This is a genomic window from Bacillus sp. 05T21, from assembly GCF_056396785.1.
On sequence record NZ_JBFTMD010000010.1, the window covers coordinates 12,426 to 27,747 of the forward strand.

The 15,322-nt window shown below is 36.6% G+C and carries 8 protein-coding genes; all 8 read right to left on the reverse strand.

From position 1 onward, the window contains the following. Positions 1 to 23: 23 nt before the first annotated feature. Positions 24 to 1,466 carry an MDR family MFS transporter gene (locus AC1DKZ_RS18095; protein ID WP_476996780.1) on the reverse strand — a complete coding sequence of 481 codons (1,443 nt, stop codon included), beginning with the start codon at positions 1,464 to 1,466 and terminating at the stop codon, positions 24 to 26. Continuing rightward, entirely contained in the window at positions 1,466 to 1,690 is a 225-nt protein-coding gene (locus AC1DKZ_RS18100) for an MbtH family protein (RefSeq protein ID WP_002136206.1), read from the reverse strand. The genes AC1DKZ_RS18095 and AC1DKZ_RS18100 overlap by 1 nt, the downstream gene beginning before the upstream one ends. Continuing rightward, positions 1,687 to 8,847 (reverse strand): amino acid adenylation domain-containing protein, encoded by a 7,161-nt coding sequence (locus tag AC1DKZ_RS18105; RefSeq protein WP_476996781.1) that lies wholly within the window; start codon positions 8,845 to 8,847, stop codon positions 1,687 to 1,689. Before AC1DKZ_RS18105 ends, AC1DKZ_RS18100 begins: the two co-directional genes overlap by 4 nt. A 33-nt stretch (positions 8,848 to 8,880) precedes the next feature. Next, positions 8,881 to 9,774 (reverse strand): isochorismatase family protein, encoded by an 894-nt coding sequence (locus AC1DKZ_RS18110; RefSeq protein ID WP_002136203.1) that lies wholly within the window; start codon positions 9,772 to 9,774, stop codon positions 8,881 to 8,883. 32 nt (positions 9,775 to 9,806) lie between these two features. After that, entirely contained in the window at positions 9,807 to 11,423 is a 1,617-nt protein-coding gene (locus AC1DKZ_RS18115) for a (2,3-dihydroxybenzoyl)adenylate synthase (protein WP_476996782.1), read from the reverse strand. A gap of 12 nt (positions 11,424 to 11,435) precedes the next feature. After that, positions 11,436 to 12,635 carry an isochorismate synthase DhbC gene (dhbC, locus tag AC1DKZ_RS18120; protein ID WP_476996783.1) on the reverse strand — a complete coding sequence of 400 codons (1,200 nt, stop codon included), beginning with the start codon at positions 12,633 to 12,635 and terminating at the stop codon, positions 11,436 to 11,438. A 26-nt stretch (positions 12,636 to 12,661) separates the two neighbouring features. Beyond that, the gene (gene dhbA, locus AC1DKZ_RS18125) at positions 12,662 to 13,447 is read right to left on the reverse strand and encodes a 2,3-dihydro-2,3-dihydroxybenzoate dehydrogenase (RefSeq protein ID WP_476996784.1); all 786 of its coding nucleotides are present in this window, start codon (positions 13,445 to 13,447) and stop codon (positions 12,662 to 12,664) included. A 629-nt stretch (positions 13,448 to 14,076) separates the two neighbouring features. Beyond that, on the reverse strand, positions 14,077 to 15,279 hold the full coding sequence (locus tag AC1DKZ_RS18130) for an L-lactate MFS transporter (protein ID WP_113937825.1): 1,203 nt from the start codon (positions 15,277 to 15,279) through the stop codon (positions 14,077 to 14,079). Positions 15,280 to 15,322: the final 43 nt, after the last annotated feature.

A 15,322-nucleotide genomic window follows, 5' to 3' on the forward strand; every position in this document is an offset into this window, starting at 1 on the left:
AAAGAGTATTAGCATGCTACAACTCATTCATTTACAACTTCTTTCTCTTTTTGTAATACAGATAACGGCTTTTTATTCTTCTTTGACATTACCTCTTTATCGGAAATACGTAAAGAAAATAGTAATGCTATGAGTAAAAATATTGCTGATCCAATTAATGCAGCTTGATATGGTAAGAAATCTGACTGTGCATTATTCTGTACGCTATTACTTCCAAAACCAGATAGTATACTAGCTAAAATAGCAACTCCTATTGCAGATCCTAATCGGTTTTGCACATTGAATATAGTAGTTGCTCTCCCCATAGAAGGTGGTGCAATATTGTTAAAAGCAGAAAATTGAACCGCACCGACAGATTGACCTAAGAAAATACCAATGCCAAACAATAGTGCCCGAATTTGCCATGGATTCGTATCATGATTTACAAAACTTAATAAAATAAAGATAACCGCCGTACTTACTAATCCAATAGAGATTACCTTTCGAGCTCCTAATTTCTTATATGACCATGGCACAATCTGTGAAGAAATCATTAATCCAATCGCCTCTGGGAATGTCGTAAGACCTGATTCCAGCGCGGAAACTCCTATTACATTTTGATACATAAGCGGAAAAATAAATAACATTCCTAGTAAACCAGCTGATGAAAACAACGAAATAAGACTCATTTTTCTAAAGACCGGTTCTTTTAATAAGCGTAAATCTAACATCGGTTGCTGCATTTTCAGTTCTACAATAATAAACAATGTAATGAACACAATCCCAGCTATCCCAGTACTTATTATTTCTGGAGAAACCCAACCTTTTGACGGGCCTTGACTGAGTGCATAGATGAGCATCGCAAAACCTGGTGCTGAAAGAACAAAACCGAGAGAATCAAAACGACCAGCCGATTTTTCAATATGCTCTGCTAAAAATAGAAGTCCAAAGAGCAACGCAATGATACCAAACGGCAGATTAATATAAAATGCCCAGCGCCAAGACATTTGATCTACAAAGAAACCACCAATAATTGGTCCGATCGCTGGTGCTACAGCAATTGGAAGTACAATAAATCGAGAAATTTTTGGTCTTTCCTCTGGTGAAAATGTTCGGAATAACATCGCCATCCCGACTGGTGTTAAAAGCCCGCCGCCAGCACCTTGAATGATACGAAAAATGTTTAATGAAGTAATATCATTCGCAATTCCACATAATGCAGATGCAATTGTAAAAACGAAAAGGGCAGTTAAAAATACTTTTTTCGTACCAAAACGATCGCCTAACCAACCAGAAATCGGAAGAAAAACAGCTAAGCTAACTAAATACCCAACATTTACTGTCCCCATTGCAGATGGGGGCACTTGTAGTTCTTTACTTATCGTTTGCAGTGCTACATTCACAATCGTTGCATCCATCGCAGCCATAAACATCGCTGTTATATAAACGATGCTTACAACTACTTTTGGATTTATTTTTACTTTCATTATTGTTTTCCTACTAATATTTTTTCGCTAATTTGATTTTTTTTCGGCTCTAAATCATTCCAGTTAACTTCAACGTAGTCTAAGCAAACTTGTCTGCTAGCTTCTTCATGTACGACATTCCATCCAATTGGTACATCAAGAAAGGCAGGCCAGAGAGAATACTGGCCCTCCTCATTCATTAATACTTTATATGTGTAATTATCATTTTCAAATGGATTCGTCATACTTTACTTACCCCTTTCTTATTCTGCAAATATTTCGCTAGCACTTGTCCAATTTCTGTAAGTGGACCTGGCTGACATAAATCTTTATGTCTACAATCAATATCATGCTGCACGATTTCCCCGTCTAAATAATTTAGCCACGTATTTGGAGAAATAGGGTCAAACCAGTCTGGTATAACAGTAGATCTAAAGAATAAAATATCCCCGTTATAAACTTTTGGCACGTATTTCCCTAACAACCCTACTGAATTCACATATGTCTCTTTCAAGTTTAAAATAGTCTCTTCCTCAAGACTTGCTAATGCACTTCCATCTTTGCGAAGTATTGCAACCGCACTTTCCATAGTAAGTGGTTTACCATCCATGTTATCTGGATCATATCCACCTAAAGCAAGTAATGCGATTAACGCTTCTTCTTCAGTAGGTGCTTCCGTATTCGGTAAGAAGTGACCAGGATACGAATCCAGCATAACGAGTAATTCTACTTCTTCCCCTTCATTTTGAAGTTGCGCCGCCATAGCATGAACAACATTTCCTCCAAGCGACCATCCGAGTAAACGATACGGTCCGTGAGGCTGTATTTCACGAACGTGTTTTAAATAATCCGCTGCCATCTCCTCTAAGCTTTTTGGAAGTTCTTCATTTTCAGCGATACCACGTGCTTGTACACCATAGATTGGATAATCTGTTCCTAAAGATTTCATAAGTCCTGCATAACACCAACTTAATCCACCTGCTGGATGTACACAAAATAGTGGTAATTGATCTCCGCTTGCTCGTAATGGAAGCAACACATCAAGTGCACTTTGACCATTCTCCATTTCAAGTCTTTCAGCAAGACCTGCAACAGTAGGTGCTGCAAATAAAGTTCCGATATTCAGTTCAACCCCAAGTGCCTCTTTAATACGGCTCATCAGCTGCACCGCAAGAAGTGAATGACCACCAAGATCAAAGAATCCATCATCAATTCCAATTTGAGACACACTTAAAACTTCTGTAAACAAGTCGCATAGCATTTCTTCTTGCGGCGTTCTTGGTCCGCGGCTAGAAGATGATGCAATAAATTCTGGAGCTGGCAATGCCTTTCTATCTAATTTACCGTTTGGAGTTAAAGGTAACTCATTTACTACTACAAAAGCGTACGGAACCATGTAATCTGGTAAACTACCTCCTGCATGCTGACGCATTTCATTCGTATCAATCGTTTCATTATTTGATGCGACGATATAAGAAACTAATCGTTTATCCCCTGGTTGATCTTCCCGTACAATAACTGCTACTTGTTCAACTTTAGGATGTTTCATTATGACCGCTTCTATTTCCCCTAATTCAATTCGGAATCCACGAATTTTAATTTGATGATCTGCACGTCCTATATAATCTAACGTCCCATCTTGACGCCAGCGCGCTAGGTCCCCTGTACGATACATTCTTGTACCTGGCTTCCCAAATGGATCTGCGATAAAACGTTCAGCAGTTAATCCTGCTCTTCCTAAATATCCACGAGCCAGTCCTGCACCTGCAACATACATTTCTCCAACTACTCCAGGTGGCATCGGTTGTAAATAGTTATCTAATACGTATACTTTAAGATCCGGTATACTGCACCCGATTAAACTATTTGCTCGTAAAGAGACGATGCTCTCATCTAATTCAATATAACTAACATGTACCGTCGTCTCCGTTATACCGTACATATTAATAAGCTTCGGTGAATTATGAGGATGACGACTATACCAATCTTCTAATCGACTTAGTTCAAGTGCTTCTCCTCCAAAAACAACATATCGTAAAGATAATTTTTGACCAATCTCTTCATTTTCACGATCGGCTTGCATCAATTGATAGAACGCTGATGGAGTTTGGTTTAAAACAGTCACCTTTTCCTTAACAAGCAGTTGTAAAAATTCTTTCGGCGAGCGACTTACAGTATGTGGTACTACAACTAGACGCCCTCCATATAATAAAGGTCCCCAAATTTCCCAAACTGAGAAATCAAAAGCGTATGAATGGAACATCGTCCACACATCGTCTGCGTCAAATTGGAACCAATGATCAGTTGCTCCTAAAAGTCTTACTACATTTTGATGAGGTATCATAACGCCTTTCGGTCTACCTGTTGATCCTGACGTATAAATAACATAAGCAATATGTGAAGGAGATAACGGCTTAATGCGCTCCATTTCATCAATATTATCTTCACTATATTTCCCAATTTCTTCTATTACTTTCACATCATCAACTAAAATCTTTAGTGCCTCACCACATTCAACTTCCACATCTGAATTTGTTAAAACACACGATGGTTTCGCATCGTGTAGCATAAATGAGATACGATCTGACGGATAATCCGGATCTAACGGAAGGTATCCCGCACCAGCTTTAAGAACAGCTAGTAAGCTTACAACCATGTTTAAAGATCTCGGCATCGCTAAAGCAACGAGTTGATCAGGACCGATTCCTTTCGCTATTAACAAACGAGCTATTTTATTCGCTTTTCTATTTAACTCTTCATAAGTTAGCTTTTCATCTTCAAAGACGACAGCAATAGAATTTTGATTTACATGAGCCTGCTTTTCAAATAATTGTGGCAATGTCATTTCAGGTACAATTTGAAAACCACCATTCCACTTTTCTAAAACTGTATTTCGCTCTGCTAAAGTTAATATTTCTAATCTACCAATTGATTGATCCGGATGTTTCTCTGCATCATCTAATAATAGAATGAATCGTTCTATTAGTTTTTGAACCGTTTCACGTTTATATAAATCGGTACTAAACTCTAACAATCCGTGTAAGCCATTTGGCGTACCATCAGCTCCATTACTTTCACTAATCTCAAATGTTAAATCAAATTTTGCAGAACCAACACCTTGAATTTCAAGGCTCGCTTCTAAATCCGGTACATCAAACGTTGCTTCTGGCGTATTTTGGAAAGCTAACATAACTTGAAACAGCGGATGACTATTTCGAGTTCGTACTGGGTTTAACACTTCAACAAGTCGTTCAAATGGAACATCTTGATTTTCATAAGCTGCAAGGTTTACCTGCTTCACTCTATCCAATAATTCTTTAAAGCTTGGATCTCCTGATGTATTTGTACGTAACACTAATGTATTTACAAATAAACCGACTATATCCGAGAGTACATCGTCGTTTCTTCCAGCAATCGGGCTACCTAATGGTATATCAGTTCCAGCACCTAATCTTGTAAATAGTGCACTAAGTCCCGCTTGCAACACCATAAACAAACTAACTCCATTTTTACGACCAAGCTCTACTAACCTACTATGCATACCTTTATCTATATGAAAATGAATTGTCTCTCCGCGATAACTTGTTTCAATTGGACGCTGATAATCTATAGGCAACTCCATTTGATCTGGTAAACCTTTTAATTCCTCTTTCCAAAAATCTAATTGTGTTGAAATAAGACTTTCTGGTGTCTTTTCATCACCTAGTAATTGCTGTTGCCAAAGTGAATAATCTGCGTATTGAACTGGAAGGGTTTCTAATTGAACACTATCACCTTGACATCGTGCTTTATAAGCTACTGTAAAGTCTTTCGTTAACGGTTGTAATGACCAGCCATCTCCTACAATATGATGTAAAAGAATTAGTAATACATGCTCATTTTCACTCACTTTAAAAAGTTGCAAACGAATTGCTGGTTCAATATCAAGATTAAAGCTATATCTTACAGCTTCAGACAGTGTACTTTCTAATTCATCCTTACATGTATTTGCTATAATCATTTTTAAATTCAATTTATCCATTTCTAGAATTCTTTGATATGAACTGCCAAGTGAATTCGGGAAAATCGTTCTAAGTGTTTCGTGTTTCTCAACTACATCATAAAAGGCACCTTGCAGTGCTTCCTCATTCAATTTTCCAGACATACGAATGACTAACGGAATATTATAAGTAGGACTTGGACCTTCTAAACAATTTAAGAACCATAACCTGCGCTGTGCAAATGAAAGTGGAACTTCATTTGGTCTACTTACTTTCTTAATAGCTGGTCTTGCGCTTTTTGCACGATCTAATTGTTTCGCTAATTCAGCAACAGTTGGTGATTCAAATAGCTTTCCGATCCCTAATTCTACACTTAACGTTTCACGAATTCTTGCCATTAAACGAGATGCAAGAAGCGAATGGCCACCCATTTCAAAGAAATTATCATCTATACTAATTCGCGAAACACCAAGTACTTCTGCAAATAAATCACATAGTATTTCTTCTTTCGGATTTCTAGCAACTCTCTCATTGTTCATTCCATTAAAATCAGGAGCAGGTAATTTCTTTCTATCAACCTTACCATTTGGTGTTAATGGTAATTCTTCTAGCACAACAAATGCTGATGGTACCATATAATTCGCTAAACTTTCTGAAACATAAGAGCGAATTTCTGAAAGATGAATCGTTTCCTTCTCTTCGGCAACGATATACGCAATGATTCGTTTATCATTTGGACGATCTTCTCGTACCATTACCACTGCTTGTTGTATATTTTCATGTTGTTGTAAAACCGTTTCAATTTCAGCTAATTCAATCCGGAAACCACGAATTTTAATTTGATGATCTGCACGACTAATGTACTCTAGCACACCATCGTTACGCCATTTCACAAAATCACCGGTGCGATACATACGTGCTCCTGGTTCTCCATAAGGATTTGCAACAAACCGTTCAGCCGTTAACGCTGGTTTTCCTAAATATCCGTTCGCAAGTCCTTCTCCTGCAATATATAATTCACCGATAACTCCAGGTGGAACAGGCTGTAACCCTGCATCCAAAACGTACACCTCTGTATTCCAAATTGGTCTTCCAATAGGAGGTATACCATTTTCACTGTCATCAATGTTCATGAAAGTAGACCAAATAGTCGTTTCAGTTGGTCCATATAAGTTAGTTATAGAGCAACCTAATTCTTTTAATTTATTTGCTAAATGTGCCGGAAGAGCTTCACCGCCAACGAGTACGTTTAGCCTTTGTAACCTCTCTGGATATTCAGTTATTAACGCCTGCCAGAGCGTCGGTGTAGCTTGCATAATTGTCGCTCTTTCTTCTTGTAACAATGTCGTTAACGCAGAAGGCTCTTGGATTACCTCTTTTTGTGCAATTGTTATACTTGCACCACTAATAAGAGGTAAATAAATTTCTAGAGCAGAAATATCAAACGCAAACGTTGTAACTGCTAATAAATGATCGTTTTCATTTAATGAAAACGTATGTTGCATGGCTAATAAGAAGTTACTTAAACCTTTCATAGGAACAATTACACCTTTTGGATTTCCAGTGGATCCTGAAGTATAAATTGTATACGCTGGGTTTAAAAGTGATTCATCATTTTTAAATGGTATATTCATATGAGAATATGTTTTTAACACTATTTTCGTTTCTTCGCTATCTAATATGATTTTTTTAATATTATTTTCTATAACTAAAGAGGATGAAACAGATGAATGTGTTATGATATACACCGGTTTTGCATCATTTACTATATAACTAATACGTTCAACTGGGTATTCTGGATCTATCGGCAAATACGCTGCACCCGTCTTTAGAACTGCTAACATACTAACTACCATTTCTATTGATCTTGGAAATGCTAAGGCAACAAACTGATTTGGTCGTATTCCTTCTTCTAATAAATAGTGTGCTAGTTCATTCGCTCGTTCATTTAGCTCTTTATACGTAAGTTTTATCCCGTTACAAGTAACTGCTATTTTATTTGGATTTTTTTGTACTTGTTTTTCAAATAATATAGGTAAATTAATTAGCTCTTCAGCTTTCTTCGTTTCATTCCATTCCAATAAAACTTTATGATTTTCTTCGGGAAGAGTAATGTTTATTTTTCCAATCGGCTCGTCTTTGTGATAATTATTTATCACTAATTCTAATAGACTCATAAATCTTTCTTTATGCAATGCTAGTTCCGCGCCGTTATATACTTCCGGATTCGCATCAAAATGAATCATTAACTCATTTTCATCGAAACGTTTATATACATTTATCGATAAATCATCAACAGGTCCTGCTGATAAATTATGTGTAATACCACGATTTCCAGCAAAGTTAAGCCCATAATCAAAAGGCATAACATTCACTAACGGCCCAAACAACCTTTGATTTTCACCTAGTAGCTTTAAGTCTCTTCTTAATTCCTCATGACGGTATTTATGATGACGACGTACGTCTCGAATTTCTTTAGAAACTTGCTGTATTAATTCCGCAAGAGTTATATTTGGAGTTACAGTGAGACGAAGTGGAACTAAATTCATTACCATGCTTGGTGTATGAATAGATACAGAACCAAGACGCCCCATCATCGGTAAACCTAAAACAATATCATTTGCGCCTGTTAATTTATGCATGTAAATACTTGTTACGGCTACAACAAATTCGGGCCAACTCGTTAACGAAATATTAATATCTTCTAGTAAAGTTTTCGTACTAGCATTTGATAGATAAGCAGTTTCTCGTAAAAATCCATTTGATGTTCTCGGCGCTCGTTCTGCTAAACTTATAACTTCCGGTTCATCTGCAAACTTTTCTAGCCAAAAAGTACGATCTTCCTGAAATTGTTTAGATTCACGATACTCATTATCTTCTTGTACAATTTTTGCAAGAGAACCAAATGGCTTTTCATTCTTGTTTGTTTCTTCTATAAGTGATGTATACTCATTCGCTACCTTTTGGCTAAGAAGTGAAAATCCATAGCCATCCATCAGAATGTGATGGATGCGCTGATACCAAAAGAAACGATTATTTTCAACTTGAATAAGTACTTCAGTAAATAATTTATCCTCTGTTAAATCCACGGGCATAGATAAATCATTTTTCATCCATACTTTAGCAGCTTCTTCAGGATTTTCCTCTTTACGAACGTCAATAAAATGCATATGAAACTTTGACGATTCCTCAATAACTTGCCATGGGCCAATTTCATCCTCTTCGAAACGAACATGAAGTGCTTCTGCTTCTTTTACCACTTTACGTACAGCTAACTCGAAAATTTCTTGATTAATATTTCCGTTTATTTCTATATATTCCCCAGTATTATAAATCGGATTAAGCGGATCTAATTGCTGCGCAAACCACATACCAAACTGCGCAGATGATAACGAATGACGAATCTTTTGACTGTTAGGCATTCTTTACTACCCCTTTATTATGTAGTCTATTTGTTACAGCACTTGTGCTGCTTGTGAAGATAGTAAACGGTACCAATCATCAACAGTTGGACGTTCTGCTAAATCTGCAAAAGTGATTTCTTTCCCTTCGCGACGCCATTTCTCTACTAAACTCATAATTCTGACCGAATCAAGTCCTCTATTTAATAAGTCTTCATCAACTTCAATACTCTCTACTGGCTCACGGAGTAGTTGTGCAACTAGTTCATGTACTTCCTGTAAAGTGATTCCTTCACTGTCATCGCCTTTTACACTTTGTAAATCTTTTAATAGTAAGTTTGTTGATGTCGTTACTGCACATCTATTAGATGCATACTCCAATGCTTGTTTATGATGCTCTAGTGAAAAATCAGCAACTGCATCTGCTACAAAAAATGGCTGGATACCATCCATAAAGGCTTCACAAGCTGTTAAAAGGCAGCCAATATGCGCATAAATACCGCAAATAATAAGTTGATCTCTTCCCTGTTCATTTAAAATTTCTAATAGATTCGTCTTTTTAAATGCACTATATCTCCATTTTGTTAGGAATATATCATCCTCATCTGGAGTAAGTTCATCGACAATTTTCTTTTTATCTGGTCCAGCAGGAATACCGTCACCCCAAAAGTCTTGTAATAACCCTCGTTGTTCCAACGTTTGTCCACCAGGTTGTGCTGTATAAACAACTGGTATACCTAGTTCCTTACATCTTTCTCTTATCACCTTAATATTTGAAATTAGTTCTACTTTTGGCGATTCTGTATCGCTATATGCATCAAGAAAGTATTCTTGCATGTCATGGATTAGAAGAACCGCACGTTTCGGATTTGGCGTCCAATTCACTTTATTTTTTGGTAGTTCTGATTCAATTGGCATTTTATATACTGAAATAGATGGGATAGCCATCTAATCACTTCCTTCCAAATTTTAATAGTTTTTTATCGTTTTACTGTAATAAGTTTTTCAGCAATGGCTTTACGTAATTCTTTTTTGCTTACTTTTCCAACACCTGTTTGCGGGAATGATTCAATAAATTCAATTCGATCTGGAATCTTATAAGCCGCTATACCACGTGCTCTTAAAAACGTTTTTAATTCACTTACAGTTGGAGATTGTCCGCGAGCTATAACAAAAGCGCAAGTACGTTCTCCTAAATAATCGTCAGGCATAGATACAATTGCTACATCATGTACTGCATCATGCGCTAATAAATGATTTTCAACCTCTTCCGCAGCAACCTTCTCACCGCCACGATTAATTTGATCTTTATCTCTGCCTTCTACAATGATGTAACCTTGTTCATTTACTTTCACAAGATCTCCTGTACGATAAAATCCATCCTTTGTAAATGATCTTGCATTATGCTCTTCCGCTTTATAATAGCCACGAATTGTATATGGCCCTCTTGTTAATAAACTTCCTACTTCACCGGGCTTTACATCGTTATCATTTTCATCAACAACCCTTACTTCATCGAATGTAGACATCGGTCTACCTTGTGTATGAATAATGATTTCTTCAGGATCATTTAATCTTGTGTAATTTACTAACCCTTCTGCCATACCGAACACTTGCTGTAACGTACATCCAAATGTAGGGCGTATACACTTCGCAACTTCGGCACTAAATTTCGCACCGCCTACTTGAATAACTTGCAAGCTCGATAAATCGTCGTTACGGGAAGATACCGCATCAAGCCAAATCATTGCTAATGGTGGAACGAGCGCTGTAATCGTAACTTTTTCTTTTTCTATAAGAGCAAATGACTCATCTGGACTACCTCCAGTTGCCAATACTACTTTTCCAGCCGCATAGAAAGTTCCAAATGTTCCTGGAGAACTCATCGGGTAATTGTGTGCTACTGGAAGAACTGCCATATAGACGCTTTCTGCATTTAAATTACAAATGTCAGCGCTAATACGTAAACTATAAATATAGTCATCATGTGTTCTAGGAATTAATTTAGAAAGTCCTGTCGTCCCTCCTGATAATTGGAGAAACGCAACATCACTTGGCTGAACTTCTGGTAACGGAACTGGATTCATGTAAAGTTCATTTATACTCACAAACTCTTCCTCTTCCCCTACTACGATTACATGTTGTAAAGTAGGCACTTTTTCTTTTACTTCTCTTGCTAGTTTTCGGTAATCAAAGCCGAGAGCCTTGTCTGAAATAACGTAAGCACTCGCCTCACCAAACTCACAAAAATAACTAATTTCACTGCTTCGATGTGAAGGTAGTGCAAAAACAGGAAGCGCTCCAATTCGAAATAGTGCAAAGCATATTTCGAAAAACTCTATAATATTAGGTAACTGGATTACAACTCGATCCTCTTTCTTTATTCCTAAATTCAGTAAACCTGAAGCTAAGCGATCTACCTGTTTATCAAGTTCACTATATGTTATTTGTGAATTACCACTTACAATCGCAATTTGATCTCCATGTTTTTCAGCGCGTTCTTTTAACATCGAACCAAATGTTTCTCCAAGCCAACACCCTTCTTCTCGATAGCGATTGGCAAATTCTTTTGGCCATTCCGTATAACCTATTAACATTCTTTCTTCCCCCTATTTTTCATTCAGCGAATTATCTCTTAACCCTAAAGCCTTCAACATTGTTTGGAACTTAGCTGATGTTTCTGCTAACTCATCTTCTGGCTTTGATTCAGCAACAACTCCAGCACCTGCAAATAAGCGAAGTGTATTCTCTTGCACTTCAGCACATCGAATTGTAACAATCCATTCGCCATCTCCATTTAAATCGCTCCACCCTAACATTCCTGTAAAGAATTCACGGTCAAATGGCTCAATTTTTTGAATAGCCTCTCTCGCTTCTTCCATTGGAGTTCCGCAAACTGCTGGCGTAGGATGAAGAGCAATTGCTAATTGTAAAGAAGAAGTATTTGGATCCTTAAGTTCACCTTTCACTTCTGTAGACAAATGCCACATTGCTTCACTATGAATAACTGATGGTTTTTCTGGCACATGCAATGTATGACAGTACGGACGAAGCGCAGCAGCAACCGCTTCAACTACTACCGCATGTTCATGTAAATCTTTTGGAGAAGAAAGTAATTCTTCTGCTCTTCTTTTATCTTCTACTGGATCCTCACTTCGTGGTCTTGAGCCAGCCAACGGATTTGAAATTACTTGCATACCACTACGTGAAACAAGCAATTCAGGGCTTGCTCCAATTAACGTCTTATTGTTCTCGTTTTCATCTTTCGGTAAATTCACAGCAAATGTGTAGCCGTGCTTATTATGTTCCGCTAATTCACGAAGTAGTTTTTGTTGATCAATTTTCTCGGAAGACTTAACATCCAACGATCTAGATAGAACGATTTTCCTTAAATCTCCGTCCTGAATTTTTGCTATTCCTTGCTTCACACCATCCATATAAACTTCAGGAGCTGGAATCGGTGTCATTTCAAATGTCAGTTTCTCATTTCGTTTTATCTCATTTGTTGTCTCTAACTGTAAACGCTCAGTAATTCTACTATGTTCTGGTACGATAAGTTGAACTTCTTTTCTACGATCAAAAGGCAAAGCACCAACAACGATAGGATTCGGATTTCCGGCTTGTTTTGCATTACTTAATACCGCTTGTACAAGTTCTGGAAAGCTTTCAATTTCACGATGTTTTACTGTAGTAAACTCTCCTTCTGCTAATATTGTTCGAGTTGGTGAAGCGAAAAAGAATGAAGATTCTGTCTTATAATCTTCTAAAAGTTTTTCTGACAGTTCCTTTACGGCTGTAAGTTCATTCATAGTATAATAACCTCCTGAATTTTTTATTAAACTCCTAATGTAGCTCCACCATCGACACATAAATTGTGCATTGTAATATGACTTGCTTTATCAGAAGCTAAAAACAATACTGCTTCAGCAATTTCTGAAGGTTGTGCAATTTTTTGTAACGGAATACCGAGTCTATATGTATTTTGAGAACCAGCAATTATATTTTCAGCTCCATTCTCATCAGCCCATAGTAATCTTTGCATTTCAGTTTCAGTAGAACCAGGAGAAACTAAGTTGCAGCGAATATTGTATGCTGCAAGCTCTAATCCTAAACACTTCATAAACATTATCGTTGCGGCTTTTGATGCAGCGTACGCAGCCATTTCCATTCTCGGAGTATTTGCCGCATTTGAACCAACTGTAACAATTGCCCCTGACCTTCTTTGCATCATATGTTTACTTACTGCTCGAGACATATAGAAAACTCCTGTAGAATTTACAGAGAAGGTTTTATTCCAATCTTCATCACTTAAAGAGTGAATTGGTCCCATACGTAATACCCCTGCAACATTTATTAATATATCTATTGGTGCTATATCATTTTCAATACCGTTTACCATATCTTCAACAGCGGTACTATCACTCACATCTAAATGAAATGTTTTCATACGTGTTTCATTTAATTCATTTTCATTTAAGAGTACGTTTAACCCATCTTCATTTTGATCAACCGCAATAACTGTAGCTCCTCTTTCTAAAAACATTTTGGCAACAACACTGCCTATACCTTGAGCTGCACCTGTTACTAAAACCGTTTTTCCATCAAATTCCCCTAAGTTCATTTCCTCTATCCTTTCATTTGAAAATTAATCTAATTAAACAAATAGCTATTATGATAACGATTATCAATATCAATGTAAAAAATAATACACTTACTAAACTAATTGGTCAAGTGTACTTTTCATCAAAATATTATTAATTGATAATGTTTTTCATTTAATATTCTTACATCGAAATGATAATCTTTCTCAATAAACTTGTCAACCTATTTTTATTTTTCAGATAAAATATTTTAGTACTTCTCAATACAATTACATCTAAAAGCATTAATAAGTACTTACATTAAAAAATTTAATTCGTACTCCTCTTTTTAAAATTGAAGAAGATAAACTGTAGATACCTTCATTTACAAAGCCTTACCAAAAACTCAAGTATATATTTTCTCAACATTTTTCTGAAAATATCGAGAAAGTATATCTTGCAATTACCGATGCATGTCGTGTTTATAATTTAAGATTTAATAAGTATTTCGAATGTAATATATCAATTTATGATATTCCAATATAATCCAAACGGATACTTTACTCATTTTTTTGCCTCTAGAAAATTCCACATGTTGTAATTCATAAAAAAGCACCCTATTAAATAGGGTGCTTTTTAGTAAACATAGTGTTAAAGAAGATTTATATACTTACGCTACACTGCGATACTCTTCTTCTTTTTCTTTTTTCTGCTTAGGCACTTGGATTAAAAGTGCGATAATAAATGATACGACACATAATACGCCGATCACCATGAAAGTTGGTTTGAATCCACCTAGAACTGCACCGATAAAGGAACCAGCGAGCGCTCCAAATCCAAATCCTTGATACACAATTCCGTAGTTTTTACTATGGTTTTTCATACCGTAGAAATCACCAACGATAGCTGGGAAAATAGTGATATTTCCACCAAAGCAAAACGCTACACTTGCTACACATACGAAGTAGATACCATAATTTAAATCTACGAAACTTAAAACCAAGACTGAAGCTGCCATAGCAACAAATGTACCAGTAACGATTTTTAAACGGCCGATTTTATCTGATAACGGTCCTAAAATAATACGACCTAATGTATTGAAGATTGCAACCATAGCCACCGCATTAGCTGCTGTCGCTGCGCTAAGCCCTACAAGTTGAACACCAATGTCTTTTACCATACCAATTAAGTATAAGCCACTCATACATGATGTAAATAACATAATAAATAATAAGTATACTTGTTTTGTGCCTAACATTTCTTTCGTTGTATATTCCTGAGTTTTTGTTTCATGAACTGCTCCTTGATCTGCAGCTTGATGGATTAAACAAGCGCCAAGGACAATCATAGCTGTAACAATTAACCCCCAGTATATAAACGCTTGTGATACACCAACTGATTCAATTAACTGTGCGTTAATATATTTAAAAATTAAGCTACCCGAACCATATGCAGAGACAGAAATACCAGCAATTAAACCTTTACGCTTTGGAAACCACTTTATTAAATTGGATAATGAAGTGATATATGCTGTACCATCTGCATAACCTACAACAACCCCTGCTAGTACATAAAGCAATATTAATGAGGAAGCTTGTGAACTAAGTATTAATCCTAGTCCTAATGCTAGTCCAGCTATCATAATAAGTTTTCGAAGTCCCCACTTTTCTTGCAATTTACTCGCAAATAAAGTTGAAAACGCTAAGGAAAGACTAGTAATTGAGAAAGTTATAGCAACAGCGTTTAGACTCCAACCATATTTACTAACTAAAGGCTGATTGAATAAACTCCATGTATATATCGTCCCAAGTCCCATTTGTACTATGACTGTGCCAAGGACAACAAGCCATGGATTAACATTTGATTTTTTCATATCATTCCGCCTCCTCTTTCTATTTCAATGCTATTCGCTAAAT